Source organism: Agrobacterium sp. 5Ca50 (genome assembly GCF_055381905.1).
On sequence record NZ_AP026438.1, the window covers coordinates 1,291,732 to 1,309,166 of the forward strand.

Annotated in this window: 17 protein-coding genes and 1 tRNA gene; 6 read left to right on the forward strand and 12 right to left on the reverse strand. The window is 55.2% G+C overall.

The features are described 5' to 3' along the window. Window positions 1-20: 20 nt before the first annotated feature. Genes ttcA through ACZ5FM_RS06125 form a run of 3 tightly spaced genes read left to right on the forward strand, consistent with a single transcriptional unit; the run spans window position 21 to window position 2,614 of the window. Window positions 21-929, forward strand: a complete 909-nt coding sequence (ttcA, locus tag ACZ5FM_RS06115) for a tRNA 2-thiocytidine(32) synthetase TtcA (RefSeq protein ID WP_312944055.1) — start codon at window positions 21-23, stop codon at window positions 927-929. Between the two features lie 14 nt (window positions 930-943). Then, on the forward strand, window positions 944-1,774 hold the full coding sequence (locus ACZ5FM_RS06120; protein WP_464039983.1) for an inositol monophosphatase family protein: 831 nt from the start codon (window positions 944-946) through the stop codon (window positions 1,772-1,774). A gap of 15 nt (window positions 1,775-1,789) precedes the next feature. Continuing rightward, window positions 1,790-2,614 carry an inositol monophosphatase family protein gene (locus ACZ5FM_RS06125; protein WP_464039984.1) on the forward strand — a complete coding sequence of 275 codons (825 nt, stop codon included), beginning with the start codon at window positions 1,790-1,792 and terminating at the stop codon, window positions 2,612-2,614. Between the two features lie 368 nt (window positions 2,615-2,982). Here the strand turns inward: ACZ5FM_RS06125 and ACZ5FM_RS06130 are convergent, their stop codons facing one another. The 7 genes from ACZ5FM_RS06130 to ACZ5FM_RS06160 all read right to left on the reverse strand — a co-directional run bounded on the left by ACZ5FM_RS06130 (window position 2,983) and on the right by ACZ5FM_RS06160 (window position 10,179). Continuing rightward, window positions 2,983-4,188: a multidrug effflux MFS transporter gene (locus ACZ5FM_RS06130; protein WP_464040430.1), complete on the reverse strand. Its 1,206-nt coding sequence runs from the start codon at window positions 4,186-4,188 to the stop codon at window positions 2,983-2,985. A 138-nt stretch (window positions 4,189-4,326) separates the two neighbouring features. Further along, the gene (gene grxD / locus ACZ5FM_RS06135) at window positions 4,327-4,662 is read right to left on the reverse strand and encodes a Grx4 family monothiol glutaredoxin (RefSeq protein WP_259146559.1); all 336 of its coding nucleotides are present in this window, start codon (window positions 4,660-4,662) and stop codon (window positions 4,327-4,329) included. Window positions 4,663-4,820: 158 nt separating this feature from the next. Then, entirely contained in the window at window positions 4,821-5,084 is a 264-nt protein-coding gene (locus ACZ5FM_RS06140) for a hypothetical protein (RefSeq protein WP_250982608.1), read from the reverse strand. Between the two features lie 7 nt (window positions 5,085-5,091). After that, complete coding sequence (locus tag ACZ5FM_RS06145; protein WP_192491229.1) at window positions 5,092-5,325, reverse strand: BolA family protein; 234 nt, start codon at window positions 5,323-5,325, stop codon at window positions 5,092-5,094. An 18-nt stretch (window positions 5,326-5,343) separates the two neighbouring features. Further along, window positions 5,344-7,578 carry a phosphoribosylformylglycinamidine synthase subunit PurL gene (purL, locus tag ACZ5FM_RS06150; RefSeq protein ID WP_464039985.1) on the reverse strand — a complete coding sequence of 745 codons (2,235 nt, stop codon included), beginning with the start codon at window positions 7,576-7,578 and terminating at the stop codon, window positions 5,344-5,346. Between the two features lie 306 nt (window positions 7,579-7,884). Beyond that, window positions 7,885-8,439: an acyloxyacyl hydrolase gene (locus tag ACZ5FM_RS06155; protein ID WP_464040431.1), complete on the reverse strand. Its 555-nt coding sequence runs from the start codon at window positions 8,437-8,439 to the stop codon at window positions 7,885-7,887. Window positions 8,440-8,760: 321 nt separating this feature from the next. Next, window positions 8,761-10,179, reverse strand: a complete 1,419-nt coding sequence (locus ACZ5FM_RS06160; protein ID WP_464039987.1) for an aminotransferase-like domain-containing protein — start codon at window positions 10,177-10,179, stop codon at window positions 8,761-8,763. Window positions 10,180-10,273: 94 nt separating this feature from the next. Here ACZ5FM_RS06160 and ACZ5FM_RS06165 point away from each other — a divergent pair, with 94 nt between their 5' ends. Further along, complete coding sequence (locus ACZ5FM_RS06165; protein WP_259146551.1) at window positions 10,274-10,561, forward strand: DUF1127 domain-containing protein; 288 nt, start codon at window positions 10,274-10,276, stop codon at window positions 10,559-10,561. Window positions 10,562-10,943: 382 nt separating this feature from the next. Here the strand turns inward: ACZ5FM_RS06165 and ACZ5FM_RS06170 are convergent, their stop codons facing one another. From ACZ5FM_RS06170 to purC, 4 genes are all read right to left on the reverse strand, one after another. Next, window positions 10,944-11,351, reverse strand: coding sequence for a hypothetical protein (locus ACZ5FM_RS06170; RefSeq protein WP_192491233.1), 408 nt, complete (start codon window positions 11,349-11,351; stop codon window positions 10,944-10,946). A 66-nt stretch (window positions 11,352-11,417) separates the two neighbouring features. Beyond that, window positions 11,418-12,089 carry a phosphoribosylformylglycinamidine synthase subunit PurQ gene (gene purQ / locus ACZ5FM_RS06175; RefSeq protein WP_275641053.1) on the reverse strand — a complete coding sequence of 224 codons (672 nt, stop codon included), beginning with the start codon at window positions 12,087-12,089 and terminating at the stop codon, window positions 11,418-11,420. A 16-nt stretch (window positions 12,090-12,105) separates the two neighbouring features. Further along, entirely contained in the window at window positions 12,106-12,348 is a 243-nt protein-coding gene (purS, locus tag ACZ5FM_RS06180) for a phosphoribosylformylglycinamidine synthase subunit PurS (protein WP_464039988.1), read from the reverse strand. 21 nt (window positions 12,349-12,369) lie between these two features. After that, window positions 12,370-13,134, reverse strand: a complete 765-nt coding sequence (gene purC, locus ACZ5FM_RS06185; protein ID WP_192491236.1) for a phosphoribosylaminoimidazolesuccinocarboxamide synthase — start codon at window positions 13,132-13,134, stop codon at window positions 12,370-12,372. A gap of 637 nt (window positions 13,135-13,771) precedes the next feature. On the opposite strand from purC, the gene ACZ5FM_RS06190 reads away from it, so the two are divergent. Next, window positions 13,772-14,083 carry a DUF1476 domain-containing protein gene (locus tag ACZ5FM_RS06190; RefSeq protein ID WP_250982602.1) on the forward strand — a complete coding sequence of 104 codons (312 nt, stop codon included), beginning with the start codon at window positions 13,772-13,774 and terminating at the stop codon, window positions 14,081-14,083. A gap of 46 nt (window positions 14,084-14,129) precedes the next feature. On the opposite strand, the gene ACZ5FM_RS06195 is transcribed toward ACZ5FM_RS06190, so the two are convergent. After that, a complete protein-coding gene (locus ACZ5FM_RS06195) occupies window positions 14,130-16,688 on the reverse strand; it encodes a sensor domain-containing protein (protein WP_464040432.1) in 2,559 nt (852 codons plus the stop codon). A 573-nt stretch (window positions 16,689-17,261) separates the two neighbouring features. Here ACZ5FM_RS06195 and ACZ5FM_RS06200 point away from each other — a divergent pair. Then, window positions 17,262-17,351 (forward strand) — tRNA-Ser (locus tag ACZ5FM_RS06200). The last annotated feature ends 84 nt before the right edge of the window (window positions 17,352-17,435 follow it).

The following is a 17,435-nucleotide window of genomic DNA, read 5'->3' on the forward strand; positions in this document are numbered from 1 at the left end:
AGCGAAAGTGCAATCGTCCCATGAATATTGCGACAGACATGAATTCCGTCGATGACGTCGAGGATGGTGCTGAGGACATTTCCTCGCACGCGCTGTTTGCGCATGCGCCACGGTCGGTCTCCTTCAACAAGCTGCGCAAGCGCCTGTTGCGCAATGTCCGCCAGGCATTTGAAGATTTTGACATGCTGAAAGGCCAGAAGCGCTGGCTGATTGGCCTGTCGGGCGGCAAGGACAGCTATGGCCTGTTGGCGCTGCTGATGGACCTGAAATGGCGCGGCCTGCTGCCGGTCGATCTGGTGGCCTGCAATCTCGATCAGGGCCAGCCGAACTTTCCCAAACACGTTTTGCCGGAATATCTGGCGTCGATTGGCGTGGAACACCGCATCGAATACCGCGACACCTATTCGGTGGTGAAGGAAAAGATGCCGAATGGCGGCACCTACTGTTCGCTCTGTTCGCGTCTGCGTCGCGGCAATCTTTACCGCATTGCGCGCGAAGAGGGCTGTGATGCACTGGTGCTTGGCCACCACCGCGAAGACATTCTCGAAACCTTCTTCATGAACTTTTTCCATGGCGGACGCCTGGCGGGCATGCCGGCGAAGCTTTTGAATGACGAAGGTGATCTGATGCTCTTGCGGCCATTGGCCTATTGCGCCGAAGACGATATGGCGAAGTTTGCCACGGCCATGCAGTTCCCGATCATTCCATGCGACCTGTGCGGCTCTCAGGATGGCCTGCAGCGCAATGCCATGAAGGACATGCTGGCCGATATTGAACGGCGCATGCCGGGTCGCAAGGACACGATGTTGCGGGCGCTGGCCCACGTCAATCCCTCGCATTTGCTGGATACCAAACTGTTTGATTTTTCGATGCTGGGTGTCACGGAAGCGTCATCTAACGCGGATAGGGAAACGAACCCACCTGTTTAAAGAAACGTCGCTTTATGTCCCTTCTTGATAAAGACATCGAATTCCTGGTTGCGACCGTGCGCGATGCCGCAGCAACCGAAATACTTCCCCGTTTCAGAAATCCCGACAGTCAGTCGGTCGCCGAAAAAACCTCGTCCATCGATCTGGTGACCGAAGCGGATATCGAGACGGAAAAGCGCATTACCGCGGCTATTCGCAGGCTTTATCCGGACGCACATATCGTCGGCGAAGAAACCTATGATGCTGATCCTTCCGTTGTGCCGGCACTGGCCGATGCGGATCTGGCCTTCGTAATTGATCCCGTCGACGGCACGTTCAACTTTGCCTCGGGTCTTGCCGCTTTCGGGTCTCTGCTGGCCGTCACCGTCAAGGGCGAGACGGTCGCCGGTATCATTCATGATCCGGTTATGGGTGACACGCTGGTGGCGGTAAAAGGCGCAGGCGCGCATTTCCACCGCCGCAGCGGCGAGGTGACACCAATCCGCGTGGCAGCCCCGGTGGCGCTGGACGAGATGGTTGGCATCTACGCCTGGGGACACGCCACGCTGGAGCGACGCCCGGTCATTGCCGCCAACATGGCCAAGATCCGCATGGCGCTGTCGCTCAATTGTTCTGCACATGAATATTGGCTTGCCTCGACAGACAAGATCCACTTTATCGGCCACGAAAAGCTGATGCCATGGGACCACCTTGCCGGTGTTCTCGTGCATCAGGAAGCTGGCGGTTACACGGTAAAGCTGGATGGTACGCCCTATCGCCCCGGAGAGATTTCCGGCGGTATTCTGTCCGCTCCCGACAAGGAAAGCTGGAAGATGATACGGCGCGAGATTTTAGGTATCTGGTAGCTGAAAGGAATGGCAATGTCCCTCGAACTCGACATAGCGTCGCTTGCAAACACGCTTCAGGAAGCGGCAGCCGTGGAAATCATGCCGCGGTTCCGCAATCTCGGTGAAGGCGACGTTCGCATGAAGACCGAGGCCATTGACCTCGTCACCGAAGCGGACGAAGCAGCCGAGCGGCTGATCCGGGACCGCGTGGCGGAAATCATGCCCAACGCACTGTTCGTGGGCGAGGAAGCCGTGGCTGCCGATCCGTCGCTGCTGGGCGAGCTGGGTCAGGCCGATCTGGCCGTGGTGGTCGACCCGATTGACGGCACCTTCAACTTTGCCTCCGGCCTGCCGCTGTTCGGCGTGATGATGAGCGTCATTTCCAAGGGCGAGACTGTTGCTGGCATCATCTTCGATCCGTTGGGCAATGACTGGCTGATCGCCGAAAAGGGCTCTGGCGCATGGCTGTGCGCGCCGGATGGCAACCAGACGCAGATGCATGTGTCTCCGGCACCGGAACTGTCGCAGATGGTTGGCATTGCCAACACAGGCTATTTCGACATCGAGACCCGCCGCAAGATCCTCGTTAATCTGGCCGATGTGCGCCTGTTCACCAGCTATCGTTGTGCTGCCCATGAATACCGCGTGTTCTGCGGCGGTCACATGCACTTCCTGATGTACAACAAGCTGATGCCATGGGACCACCTGGCCGGTACGCTGATCTCGCAGGAAGCTGGCGCCTATGCGGCGCGTCTGGATGGTTCGCCGTACCTGCCAAGCCATGTGGATGGCGGCTTGCTGCTGGCACCGGACAAGGACTCCTGGAACCTGCTCAAGAACCACATCTTCACGGTTTGATTGACTGGACGTATGGATCAAAAAAGGCGCCGCTGGATGACAGCGGCGCCTTTTGCTTTCGACCCTCATGCCTCGTCCTCGGGCCTGACCCGATGATCTCTCACAGGCATCCAGCTGTCGCGCGTCTGCGCGACGAAAGAGTCTTTTCAGCCCAATGACTTGGGCTGGCCTGGATTCCTGTGACGAGCACAGGAATGAGGTCCGCGAGGGTGGAAGACGCGAGAAAACACACGTCCCGGAAAACATCACATTCAAATATCAATGGTCGCAAAAAAAGGCGCCGCTAGATGACAGCGGCGCCTTTTGCATGTGAGGCATGTTTGCGTTCCTTACCCCCGTGGCGAACACGGGGGCGAGGGGAAGCCGTATCAGATCGGCTTGTTGTGCGGATGGAACAGCTGACCCTTTTCACCGATCAGCACGAACACCAGACCAACAAGCGAGACGATAAAGAAGCCGGCGACCATTGGCAGGGCAGTGCCATCGAAGGACTGACCGATCAATGCACCGATCAGCGAACCGCCAACCGTGCCCATGAAGCCGATGACAGATGATGCTGTACCGGCAACGTGGCCAAGCGGTTCCATGGCCAGCGAGTTGAAGTTGGAGCCGATCCAGCCGAACTGGAACATCGCCAAGGCAAACAGCACGATGAACAGCGCAAACGGCATTGGCTGCGGGCCATAGATCTGAATGAGCAGCCACACGAAGGTGATGACGATAAAGCCGATCAACGAACCATGCGACAGTCTGCGCATGCCAAAACGGCCAACCAGACGGGCATTGATGAACGACGACAGCGCCATGAACAGCGCAACGCCAGCAAAGGCCACTGCAAACCACTGACCAAGCTCATACACGCCCTTGTAGACCTGTTCAGCCGAGTTGATGAAGCCGAACAGCGCACCGAAGATGAAGGTGCTGGACAGGGTGTAACAGAGGGCAATGCGGTTGGTCAGAACGATCTTGAAGCCGTTGAGAACCGACTTGACCGTGAAGGGACGCACGTCTTCCGGATGCAGGGTTTCCGGCAGGCGGTAATACATCCACGCGCCGACGATCACGGCGATGACAGCCATGAACACGAAAATCAGGTGCCAGTCACCAAACAGCAGAACGATCTGGCCGGTACCCGGTGCAATAACCGGCACAACCATGAACACCATCATGATCAGCGACATGACTTCCGCCATCTGACGGCCGCCGTAAACGTCGCGAACGATGGAGATGGTGATGACGCGGGTGGCGGCAGAACCGATGCCCTGAATGAAGCGCAGTGCCAGCACGCCCGCAAAGGAGGGCACGAACACCACAGCAATGGACGAGACGACATAGATGCCAAGGCCAAACAGCATTGGCTTGCGACGGCCATAGCGGTCCGAGATCGGGCCGTAGCCCAGCTGTGCAATGCCAAAGCCCAGAAGATAGGCCGAAATGACATATTGGCGGTGGTTTTCATTGATCACGCCAAGTGCTGCACCGATTTCCTGCAGGCCCGGAAGCATGATGTCGATGGCAAGTGCGTTGAGTGCCATCAACATGGCAGCAAGCCCGATGAACTCCACTTTGCCCATGGATTTCAAAACCGGATTGCCGGATTGTGAAGGATTTGTCACAGAAATATTCCCAAAAGAACGGCAAAGGCGTTGCAGAATGCAACGCCTTGCTACTTCATAACAATCGGGTGTCGGGGTGGAGAACCCCGGCAAAAATCAGGCCGCGCCGCGGACCTCGATACCCTGTTCTTGTAATTGGCTTTGAAGTTCACCCGACTGGAACATCTCTCTGATGATGTCGCAGCCGCCGATGAATTCACCTTTGATGTAAAGCTGAGGAATGGTCGGCCAGTTGGAGTAATCCTTGATACCCTGACGCAGGTCAGCATCGGCAAGCACGTTGATGCCTTTGTATTCTACGCCGATATAGTCAAGAATCTGAACGACCTGACCGGAGAAACCACACTGTGGAAACTGCGGTGTACCCTTCATGAACAGAACGATATCGTTGCTCTTCACTTCGTTGTCGATCACTGCGTTAATATCGCTCATGGCCATTTCCTTTCACACGCGGTTCAAAAGCCGCTGCTTTGATATTCCGACTAGATAACACTTTGGTGTCGTTTTTCCAGCGCGTAAGCTGAAAAAATGCAAAGGTCTCTTATGCCTGGGGTGCATACCAACATGCGCGAGAGCAGGTTTGCGTAAAATCAAACACTGCGCTGTTTGCTGCGTGATGCAGCGGTGCGTCGTTTGCTGGTTTGTTTGCGGGCTGGTTGTCGTTTGGGCTTGGCGGTTTTTTTCGCGCCGCCCAACGCACTCTCCAGTATCGTCTCCGCCAGACTGCCCGCAACAGATTTGCTGCGGGTTTTCCGGCGGGTCCGTTTTGTTGTTTTCACACCTGTCTTTTTAAGAATTTCCGACATGGCGCTTTTCACCACGCCGGAAATGACCTCTTCAATCAGGCTTGCCATGGTTTTCTCAATCCGGGGCCGAAGTTTGCAGGGCAAGGGCATGCAGCACGCCGCCCATGTTGCCCTTTAGGGCATCATAGACCATCTGGTGCTGCTGCACACGGCTTTTCCCCTTGAAGGCTTCCGCCACGACTTCAGCGGCGTAGTGATCGCCGTCACCAGCCAGATCGCGGATCGTCACCTTTGCGCCGGGAATTCCGGCTTTAATCATGTCTTCAATATCGCCGGGGTTCATTGGCATGGTGTCAGCTCCCTTTTCTTATTCTGCTGCGGCCAGTGATGGCCCATCCATAAAGTCAGGGAACCATGATTCATGGGCGGAAAGCAATTGCTTAATCGCCACAGGCTTTGCACTTCCAAGTGATACTTCGCTACCACCGGTCTTGCCGATAACCGGGCACTCAACGCCCGCTTCCTTTGCACGCTGTGCAACGGTTTCAGCGTTATCCTGAGCGATGGTCAAAACATAACGGCCCTGGTCTTCGCCGTAGAAGGCAAGAACCGGATCGTTGTTTTCAGGCTGGTTTACAGTCGCACCAATGCCGGAAGAAATTGCCATTTCGGCAACGGCAACGCCGAGACCACCCGAAGAGCAATCGTGAACGGCGGTGGCAAGACCATCATTGATCAGCGCGCGAACGAAATCGCCGACCTTCTTTTCCTTGGCCAGATCAACATGCGGAGCAGGGCCGTCAATACGGTCATGAATGTCGCGCATGTAGGTGGACTGCGCAATATGTGTGCCCCAGCCCTTTGGTGCGCCGGCCAGCAGAATGGCTTCGCCTTCCGCAGCAAAACGGATGCGGGCCATCTTTGCCCAGTCGCTGAGCAGGCCAACGCCACCGATGGTCGGGGTTGGGAGGATCGCCTGACCGTTGGTCTCGTTATAAAGCGACACGTTACCGGACACGATCGGGAACTCCAGCACGGTGCAGGCTTCGCCAATGCCCTTGATGGCATGAACCAGCTGGCTCATGATTTCAGGCTTTTCCGGGTTGCCGAAGTTCAGGTTGTCAGTGGCAGCCAGCGGCAAAGCGCCAGTGGCGGTGATGTTGCGCCAGCATTCTGCAACAGCCTGCTTGCCGCCTTCAAAAGGATCTGCCTCCACGTAACGTGGCGTTACGTCAGACGAGAAGGCCAGTGCCTTGCTGTAATGGCCTTCAACGCGCACAACGCCAGCGTCACCGCCAGGAAGCTGCAGCGAGTTGCCCTGGATCAGTGTGTCATACTGCTCGTAAACCCAGCGACGGGAAGAGCCGTTTGGCGAACCGACCAGCTTGACCAGCGCGTCGGCAATATCGGCCTGTGGCACGTCATTGGCAGCAAGTGGAGCCGGAACCTTGGCCGGTGTCCATGGACGATCATATTCCGGAGCCTCATCGCCCAGTTCCTTGATCGGCAGGTTGGCCACTTCTTCGCCGCTGTGAATGATGCGGAAACGCAGGTCATCAGTGGTCTTGCCAACGATGGCAAAGTCCAGACCCCACTTGATGAAGATTGCCTTGGCAACTTCTTCCTTGGAAGGCTCCAGAACCATCAACATGCGTTCCTGGCTTTCGGAGAGCATCATCTCATAGGCGGTCATGTTTTCTTCGCGCACAGGCACCTGGTCGAGAATGAGCTCGATACCCAGATTGCCCTTGGCACCCATTTCCACGGCCGAGCAGGTCAGACCGGCGGCGCCCATGTCCTGAATGGCGATAACTGCGCCGGTCTTCATCAGCTCAAGGCAGGCTTCCAGCAGGCACTTTTCAGTGAAGGGGTCGCCAACCTGAACGGTCGGGCGCTTTTCTTCTATGGATTCGTCAAATTCTGCCGATGCCATGGTCGCACCACCCACGCCGTCACGGCCGGTCTTGGCACCGAGGTAAACGACAGGCAGGCCAACGCCCTTGGCTTCCGACAGGAAGATGGCATCAGACTTGGCAAGGCCAGCCGCAAAAGCGTTGACCAGAATGTTGCCGTTGTAACGGGCGTCGAACTCGACTTCGCCGCCAACCGTTGGCACGCCGAAGGAGTTACCGTAACCACCAACGCCGGCAACAACGCCGGACACCAGATGGCGGGTCTTGGGATGGTCAGGGGCACCAAAACGCAGCGCGTTCATGGCAGCAACCGGACGAGCACCCATGGTGAACACGTCACGCAGAATACCGCCAACACCGGTGGCTGCACCCTGATAAGGCTCGATGTAAGATGGGTGGTTGTGGCTTTCCATCTTGAAGACAACACAGTCGCCATCATCAATGTCGACAACGCCGGCGTTTTCGCCCGGACCCTGAATAACGCGCGGGCCTGTGGTCGGCAGCGTCTTCAGCCACTTCTTGGAGGACTTGTAAGAGCAGTGCTCGTTCCACATTGCCGAGAAAATGCCAAGCTCGGTAAAGGTTGGTTCGCGTCCGATCAATTCGAGGATGCGCTGGTATTCATCGGGCTTGAGGCCATGCGATGCAACGAGTTCCGGGGTGATCTGGATGTGATTAGGAATAGCCATAGGTCTCACGAGGTTCGAGCCGGTAGGAAGTTTCCGGTTCTTTAGCGCAAGATACAGTCTGGTGCGACAGGAAAATGTATCGATTAGCCACCAAATGCAGAGTTTTGGACAGGGCAATTATAGATGGCAGCCGCCCGCAGGGCGTGTCTGCGTCTGAAAGACAGCGTTTTCAATCGACCTTCGTCATGTCAGGGCTTGTCCCGACAATCCACGCCCTCAACGACGATCGCAACGTGATTAGATCCTAGGGACAAGCCCTAGGATGACGTTGAGAAAGAAGGTGGCCTTCTGCTATGGCCGCTGTTGTTAAAATCTGTAACCCAGCATCAGACCGGCGCGGGTAATGCCGTCATTCGGGCCGTCGCAGAGATTGGCATGGGAGGCATGTTCAATCTGCGTGGAGATGTTCCAGTTCTGATTGATGCGGTAACCGACGGCCGCATATTCGCGGAACAGGAAACGACAGCCAAGCTGCGCGCCGGTTTCAGAGCCGGTGTTTCTCAGGTTGCCATCGTGCCAGAGTCCGCCAAAGCCCAGGTCGAGAAAGATCTTTTCATTCAGATCCAGCGTCCAGTTGATGCCGCCATAAACGGTGTTGGCAGACCCTTCAGTGCCGATTTCACCGCCCAAATGCACACGTGGGCGCAGCAGCTTGTCAGAAAAGCTGGCGGCCGTCGCACTGTCAAACGGGTCGAAATAGACGGTCAGGGCCGGAAAGACGCCGTCTTCACCATTGTGGCTGCTGGACACTGATGTCGTCGCACCGAAGCGCAATTCATCGAAAATGTTGCCCTCAGCGGCATCGGCAATGGAAGCCAGAGGCAGAAGAAGAGCACAGGAGGTAAGAACCTTGGCAATCATTGCCTTGGCATTGAACAAATGCTGATTGCCCATGCGAATCGTTCCCAGACAAGGTTTCACGGGAACGTGACATATTTGAACGGAAGGTAAAGGGAGCGAGTTTCTAATTCTCGTTACTGTTGCCGAAAAGACTCTCAAGCCCAAAGACCCGTTTCAGACCTCTGAGTTTTGTAAAAGTTCTTCCAGCCATGCACGCGCCAGCTTCGCTTCACCCGGGGTATTTGCCCCTTGGGATGAGCGGATTTTCAGCAAACGGTCGTGAAGCGCAAAAGGCTCGAAATACCCAAGTTTGTACTGCAGGGCAGCACCCGGCATCCGGCATCAAGCCATACTGTCATAACTCACAGAACCATTGTCCAGCAGGCGACGCAGGGTGTGCAGGTGGCGGGCCAGTTCTTCGCGGGTATTGGGCGCAGAAAAGCTGATGCGCACCCGGTGGTAGACCTTCTCCGATCGTCCGGCTTTGAACTCATCCTCATCGTCAATGAGAATGCCTTCCTTGCGGGCTGCGTTACGGAACGTGCCGGAAAGCCAAGGTTCGGGCAATTTCAGCCACACAAAGGCAATGTCGGGATTGGAGTTGAACTCCAGACCGGAAAAGATCTGCCGAACCATCTGCTCACGCGCATTGACCTCGGCAATACAGTCCTGGCGGATGCGATGGGCATCACCGCTCAGCACCAGCCGGGCGCAGAGCTCGGCCAGCAGAAAGGGCAGGCCGCCCGTCATCATCTTGTGGGCGGTGCGCACCCGTGTGCCGAAGTGCGGCGGACAGGCAACCCAGCCGCCGCGAACACCCGCGGCAACCGACTTGGACAGGCTGCCCACCAGAAATGTCTGTTCCGGTGCCAGTTGGGCAATCAGCGGAATGTCATCACGGCACATGGCGCCATAAAGATTATCTTCAATGATCCAGACATTGTGCCTGTGGGCAATGTCGGCAATGGCCTTGCGGCGCTCCAACGGCAATGTGGTGGAGGTCGGGTTCTGGCCCGACGACATCAGGAAGATCATCTTCGGGTGCTGCTGCGCACAGACCCGTTCGAAATCTTCGGGTATGATGCCGTTTTCGTCAGAGTCCACCAGCGCAATACGTCGTCCGGCAAGCGCGGCGCTGCGGCTGATCTGCGAGTAGGTCAGGTGCTCAAAGGCAATACGATCGCCCGGGGAGGTGACGGCACCGATGATACCCATCACCGCGGCATGTGCGCCAATCGTCGGCACGATGTTCTCAGGGCTTGGGGTCCAGCCATTTTGCGCCAACCAGCGTGCACCGGCGACCGACCATTCCTCCGGAAAGTCCCGGGCATAACTGGCAACCTGCGCGGCACGCTCCGCCATGATGTCGGATAGATGCCGCTCGATCAGCACACCTTGCCCAACCGTCGGCGCTGCCGTGGTGTCCAGCTTGGAAAGTTGTTTCGTCTCGGCAGCCGAGACGGCAGCATTTGATGTGTTGGCGGCCTGCCCAATATGGACAGACGGTGTCGGGGTGTGGCGGCTGTTTACATAGGTGCCACGCCCAACCTCGCCACTGACGAGACCACGCTCATGCACCAGGGAATATGCCCGGCTGACGGTGCCAATGGTAACGCCCAAATCATAAGCGAGATTTCTCTGCGGTGGCAGCTTTGTGCCTGCCGCCAGCTCGCCATTCGAAATGGCGGTTTCGATATGGTCGGCCAGACGCATGTATAGCGGGCCGGTGCCTGTGGAGAGATTGGGGAGCCAATTTGTCATGGTGACAATTTAAGCATTGTACCTGTGTGTGAGTCAATTGTATTTATTGTCGCAGAGAATGACCCCGAACAATTAAAGGTGAACAGGTGCAATTATGCGCAAGATGGATCAATACCTATCAACAATAGATACAATGTACCCTGACAGCTATACGCGGGAATATGTCTTCCGTGACGATGGCGACATGGTTGATCCCACACCACTGACAATTGCTGCGCCAAACCATGTATTTGGCCGTTTTCTGGCTGCCATCCGCACATGGCACATCAAGCGGGCCGGCCGCCTTGCTTTGAGAGAACTGACCGATGAGCAGTTGCTTGATATTGGCATCAGCCGGTCGCAGGCGCGCAATGAAAGCGCAAAATCCCGTTTTCTGGTGTGATTGTCATTGAATGGATATACACATTACAGGTCAACAATCGGTACAATCTGGTCTTTCATTCCTGTGCTTTTCACAGAAATCCATAGGGTTGATGTCATCTGACTGATCAGCCCGTGACGCGCCCGGTTCGGCGCGACTTATCGGATTTTTGTGACAAGTACAGGAATGTGGACGCCAGCAGCATCAAGCCGCTGTAGGCGGCGCCGTATTTTCCGTGAACACCATATCCACACGTGTCGCCCGAGCTAATGTTCGGGAGGCGTGCAACACGTTTACTGCCATCAATCGGTTTTTCGTCCCGGAAGCCAAGACATTTGGACGATAAGCCAATGGGCAGGCCCACTGCATCCTTTTTCCCAACCTGTGCAGCTGGGTTTTCTTATTATGAGCAGCCTTTGCCGCCCGCTGCCCAGCGCTTGACGTCTGTGGCAACACGCGAAGCATGGGCCTCGTTCATGACGGGGCCATAGGCCTGAAGCTTGGCGGGCGAGCCTTCAGCTTCGACAACCAGCATTGGCCGGGATTCCGGGCTGTTCCGTGGTACCAGCAAAATGCGTGGACGGCCGGAGAAGGAATTCAGCTCCGGTGCAAGGCGGTACGCCTTGAACGCCGGATCACCGCTTTTGAACCAGCAGGCATTGGCACCAAGCGCAACGCGCTCCATGGTCGGCAGGGCTGCCTGGCTGGCAGGGGCCGGAGTGCTTCGTTCAGACTGGCAGGCGCTTAATGCGACCATGGCTGCCGTAACGCTGGCAAAACTCAGAGCATAGCGAAGGGGCAGGCGGGTCATGGGTGCAACCTTGATGAGAAGAGAAAAAAACCGGCACTGAGTGCCGGTTTGATGGTCTGGATATAATCAGGCCGCGATAACGTTGAGGGCGGAAGCAAACAGGCCTCTGCCATCATTGCCGCCATGGGCCGCTTCAATCAGGTTTTCCGGATGCGGCATCATGCCGAGAACATTGCCACGCTCGTTGATGATGCCGGCAATGTCGTTCAGCGAGCCGTTCGGGTTGGTACCCTCGGCATAACGGAACACGATCTGGCCCTTGTCTTCCATGGACGCGATCTCGGATGCTTCCGCGAAGTAGTTGCCATCATGGTGGGCAACCGGGCAACGCAGGATTTGACCCTGCGAATAGGCGCGGGTGAAATCCGTGTCGCTGTTGACGACTTCCAGCTTCACTTCGCGGCAAACGAACTTCAGCGAGGAATTGCGCATCAACGCGCCCGGCAGCATTTCGGCTTCAACCAGAATCTGGAAGCCGTTGCACACGCCAAGAACCTTGACGCCTTGTTCTGCCTTTTCGCGAATGGCGCGCATCACTGGCATACGGGCCGCAATGGCGCCACAGCGCAGATAGTCACCATAGGAGAAACCGCCGGGGATAACGATCAGGTCGACATCGGGAATTTCCGTTTCCGTCTGCCAGATGGTGATCGGCTCCTTGCCGGAGATTTTTGTCAGGGCCGCAATCATGTCACGATCACGATTGAGGCCGGGAAGCTGAACGACTGCCGATTTCATTGAGCGGCTCCTGCTGTCAGAGGATAGCGATAGAGTAGTTTTCGATCACTGTGTTTGCGAGGAGCTTTTCGCACATAGCCTTGATATCGGCTTCTGCCTTGGCTCCATCAGTGCTGTCGATCTCCAGATCGAAAACCTTGCCCTGACGAACCTGTGCAACGCCTTCGAAGCCGAGGCTTCCCAGTGCGCCTTCAATTGCCTTGCCCTGTGGATCGAGAACGCCATTTTTCAGCGTAACAGTCACCCGTGCCTTGATCACCTGATAGTTCTCCTGATGTGCTTATTTTACGAGGACCGGGCCGGTGCCGCGGATCGGTTCGTTTTCATTGATGATGCCCAAGCGGCGAGCCACTTCGGAATAGGCTTCGAGAAGGCCGCCCATATCACGACGGAACCGGTCCTTGTCCATTTTTTCCTGGGTTTCGATGTCCCACAAACGGCAGCTGTCCGGCGAGATTTCATCGGCCAGGATAATGCGCATCATGTCGCCTTCATAAAGGCGGCCGCATTCGATCTTGAAATCGACGAGCTGGATGCCGACGCCCAGGAACAGGCCCGACAGGAAGTCGTTGACGCGAATGGCAAGAGCCATGATGTCATCAAGCTCGGCAGGGTTGGCCCAGCCAAAAGCGGTGATGTGCTCTTCAGACACCATCGGGTCTTCAAGCTCATCCGACTTGTAATAGAATTCGATGATCGAGCGTGGCAGCACGATGCCTTCATCAATGCCCAGACGCTTGGACAGCGAACCGGCAGCAACGTTGCGTACAACGATCTCGAGTGGAATCATTTCCACTTCCTTGATCAGCTGTTCGCGCATGTTAAGGCGGCGGATGAAGTGGGTGGGGATGCCGATCTTGTTCAGATGCGTAAACACGTATTCGGAGATACGGTTGTTTAGAACACCCTTACCGTCGATAACTTCGTGTTTTTTCTTGTTAAAGGCGGTTGCATCGTCCTTGAAGAACTGAATCAGCGTACCTGGCTCTGGTCCTTCATAAAGGATCTTTGCCTTGCCTTCGTAAATACGGCGGCGACGGTTCATAATATGAGATCTCGTGTTGGCGCCATGCGCATGGCGTTGTGTTTCATTCTTTGAAGCGGTCCCATATCGGAAAAGATGGACTTTAACAATCTGTAGGATGGGTTCTCCGCGTCAATTCGTTGTCGCTTGTGAATGAAACCTCCTGTGTCCTGTGTTGGTTCAATGAATATAGCAATAGTCACGTCCGGCATACATATATGTTATTGCCGCGTGAATGAGGCAAGGCCGGCGCCGCCGCAAAGCGTGTTCGCGACAGCGCAGCTGTTTTTAAACGATACATTTGTGTGTTGTGAATTATCGCGTCGAAAGCCATTTCGCCAATTTAACATAAATTAGAAAAAATGACTATTGATGTTGAATCAATGCGTAATTCCATTTTGTTGAATCTATCTTTCTTACGTAAAGTGCGGATGGCGAAAACATAAATTTATGTCGGGGTATGGCGTTTCAGATTGGCCGTTCCCATGTCTGTTGCGCAAGGCCGCATGGTGTGGCGAAAGGCAACAATACATCCTTTTCGTTTCATCGCGGTCTGTCGTGAAACTTTGCATTGCAGTCTGGTAATGCTTTTGATTTATGGACAATAGGCTGAACTTTCAGCTTTCGGTAAATGTGAATAGATTTGGGAGATTATGACATGGCCCTCGGTGATCGCGATAAGGCATTCGAAAACAAGTTCGCTCATGATGAGGAACTGAGATTCAAGGCTGAAGCTCGCAGAAACAAGCTGCTGGGCCTGTGGGCCGCTGGCCTGCTTGGCAAGGCTGATGCTGATGCTTACGCAAAGGAAGTTGTCGCTGCCGATTTTGAAGAGGCAGGCGACGCAGACGTATTCCGCAAGGTGCGTGGTGATTTCGACGCGGCAGGCGTGAAGGTCAGCGACAGCGAATTGACTGCAAAGATGCAGAGCCTGTTGATTGAAGCAGCCGAGCAGATCAGCCAGGCCTGATCCTCAAGTTGATTGATTGAAACATTGGGCCGGCGACTATCTACTCTTAGCGATAGTCGCCGGCTTTCTTTTTGTTGGCAGCCAGAATTTCACTGAACTTGTTGTGGACGCTGCCATTGCCGTTGTCTTGACGCCAAGACTGGCCAGTTACAAAAGCTTCAACCATTTCCGCGGGTATCGGGCGGCACAGTGCATAACCTTGCAGGTAATCGCAGCCAAGATCGCGCAGGATGCGAATATGTGCTTGTGTTTCAACACCTTCGGCGATGACTCTGATGTTAAGCGAGCGGCCGATTTCCAGGATGGAACTCAGCAATTTGCGCTGCTCGTTGGACTGCGGCAAAAGCCTCACCAGCTCCCGATCGATTTTCAGTGCATCCGGGCTGATGCGCAACAGGCTGATGATAGACGCGTGGCCGGTTCCAAAGTCATCCACCTCAATGGCAATGCCCAGCTTGCGCAGGCGGGCGAGGTTGTCCAGTACCGTCTGGTCGCTATCATCCAAGAAGATGGATTCGAGAAGTTCGAATGACACTGTGCCTGGTTTGATATCCAGCGACTTCAGCGATTTGGTCAGCAACGGATCATGCAGACGCCGTGAGGACACGTTGACCGACACTTTGGGGATCGGCAAACCCGTCTTCTGCCAGATGTTGAAATCGCTGACTGCCTTTTCCAGCATCATCTCGTCAATGGCGGTAACGGCATCCAGATCCTCGGCAATGGCCAGGAAACGGTCCGGTGTTAAAATGCCTTCGGTCGGGTGCTTCCAGCGCGCCAGTGTCTCGGCACCGATGATGTCGAGTGTCTTGGCGTCGAACTGCAACTGGTAATAGGGGATGAACTCGCTGCGCTCCAGACCCAGCAGGATCTCGTCCGACACACGTTTGGTGTTGATGAGAATGTCCTGTGTGTCCGACGAGAAGAAGTCGTAGCGGTTGCGGCCACGTTTCTTGGCATTGTAGAGCGCAATATCGGCGTTGAGCAGCAACTGCTTGGGGTCGATATCCCGGCCGCTTTCACAGGCAATGCCGATGCTGGCACCACACCGAAATTCGTGGCCGTCATGGTGCATGGGTTTGCGCAGTTCCTTGATCAGGCGGTCGGCGAGGGCGGAGAACTTCTTGGAGGTGCCGGTGTAGCGAGAGACGAACACAAATTCGTCGCCGCCAATGCGGGCCACAAAATCTGCACCGCGCACATTCTTGCGCAGAAGCTGTGCCACATTCTGCAACAGCATGTCGCCAGCCCGATGGCCAAATGTGTCGTTGACCTGTTTGAAACGGTCAAGATCAATATGCAAAATGCCGATGCCCTGACCATCACGCGCACACTCCGCCGCCATGCGGCGCAGGGTGTCATCCAGATACCGCCGATTAGGTAGTTCTGTAAGATAATCATGCATCGCATTGTATTCGATGCTATTTTTGGCTTCTTCTAATTCAAGGTTTCTGGCTTCTGCCAGGTTCTTGGCACGTTCCAGCTCCCGCTGTAAAACGATATCGTCGGTGACATCCCAGTTGGCGCCAACCATGCGGGCGTGACCGGAATTGTCGATGAACGGCAAGGTTCTTGCGCGAATGTAGCGCAGTTTTCCGTCGGGCATGATGATGCGATATTCGTCGGAAAAGGCCGTCAATCTTGCAACGTGGAACTCGACGTTTTTCTGCACGCGTGGCAGGTCTTCCGGATGCACCATCTTTTCCCAGACACCATCAATGACGATGTCCTGATCCTTCGATACATTGAAGATCGAATACATGCGGTCATCCCAGGTGGTCTGCCGTGTTTCGAAATCCACCTCGAACACACCGATATGCGAGGCTTCCAGCGCCAGCTTCAAACGGCGGGACATTTTCTCCAGCGCGAATTCAGCCGCCTTACGCGTGGAGATATCATTGTCGATACCGACGATGCGGATCGGATTGCCATCGGCATCACGGTCGACAGCCGCACCACGGCACTCGATCCATACCCAGTGACCATCCTTGTGTTTCTCACGGTATTCGAACACCGCAAATTCCGGATCACCAGCATTTTGCCGCTCAATGGAAAAGATCACCCGGTCACGATCGTCGGGGTGAATAAGCTCCAGCCAACGCTCGTGATTGGTCTCGATCGGATCATCCGGCGCCATGCCACGAATGGACCGCCATGTATCGGACCCGTAAAACACGCCAGTCGACATGTTCTGGTCCCACACACCGCTTTCTGAATTGATCAGCGCGCTGTTCCAGCGGCTTTCACGCGAGGCAAGATCAAGCTCCAGCAGCTTCTGGGCTGTAATGTCTGTGGCCTGCACGAGGATCGCCGGTTCCTCGGGAAACGGATCGTCCCGAAAGGAAAGCAGTGCGTAGTGCAGGGGGCTGCCGTCCTGTTCAAGGCGCACTTCGATCTGTGTCGGCTTGCCGGTGGCCGCCTTTACCAGCGCATCACGCACGGCATCCTGGTCGTCGGCATGGACAAGCGCAATGAGACTGCTGCCTGTCAGAGTGGCCGGGTCCTGCAGAAAATCGCCGCAGACTTTGTTGCAAAAGAGGACGGTTCCATTCGTTTTAACGCGAATGGTCGGTAGAGGAAGCGCATCCAGAATGTCATTCAGCATACGATTTATTGTCAACCGAACCTGCCACCACTTTCACACCGCCGAATGATGTGCTCCGTAAGGATTTTCAGCCTTTGTGTGATTTTTCTTTTACAATCAAAGTCATATGCAAAGACATTGCAGGAGGTGAACGATATTGGAAATTCATATCCTGGGCTTCATGCAATCATTGCATCCGGGCAATCTGCCAGTTTTGGTTTAACTCTGTCTTAATTGCCACGCGGTCATTTTATCGATGATGTCTTACGGCTGCACGCTGAATATCACTTAAATTTTTAATTTCATAAAATTAAATAATGCGCTGAAATCGTTATAAATAATAACAATTAAGGGCAGGGTGTCTCTTGGGTTGAAATCAACTGTGTCGGTGCACCCGCATGGGGCAGCATGATGGCACATTGGCCGGTGGCGTAAAGTTGCAATTCAGCTTTTGCACGCTATTTATGTGGGCGGGTGTTTTTAGTTGCTTCTGCACGTTGACGCGGCGAACCGAACCGCTATAAAGCCAGCCACCGCTTGATTTGGGTGCTGTTGTCACATTGCGTGACAGCCCACCGCCAGATCGAAACTAAAGGAAGAGTGGCCGAGCGGTTTAAGGCACCGGTCTTGAAAACCGGCGTAGGTGCGAGCCTACCGTGGGTTCGAATCCCACCTCTTCCGCCATTTCTCAACAAAATCAATTATTTACAGGCGATATTTTCCATTTGCCATAACTTGCACGGCTGTCCGATTTCTTCCCGCTCGGCA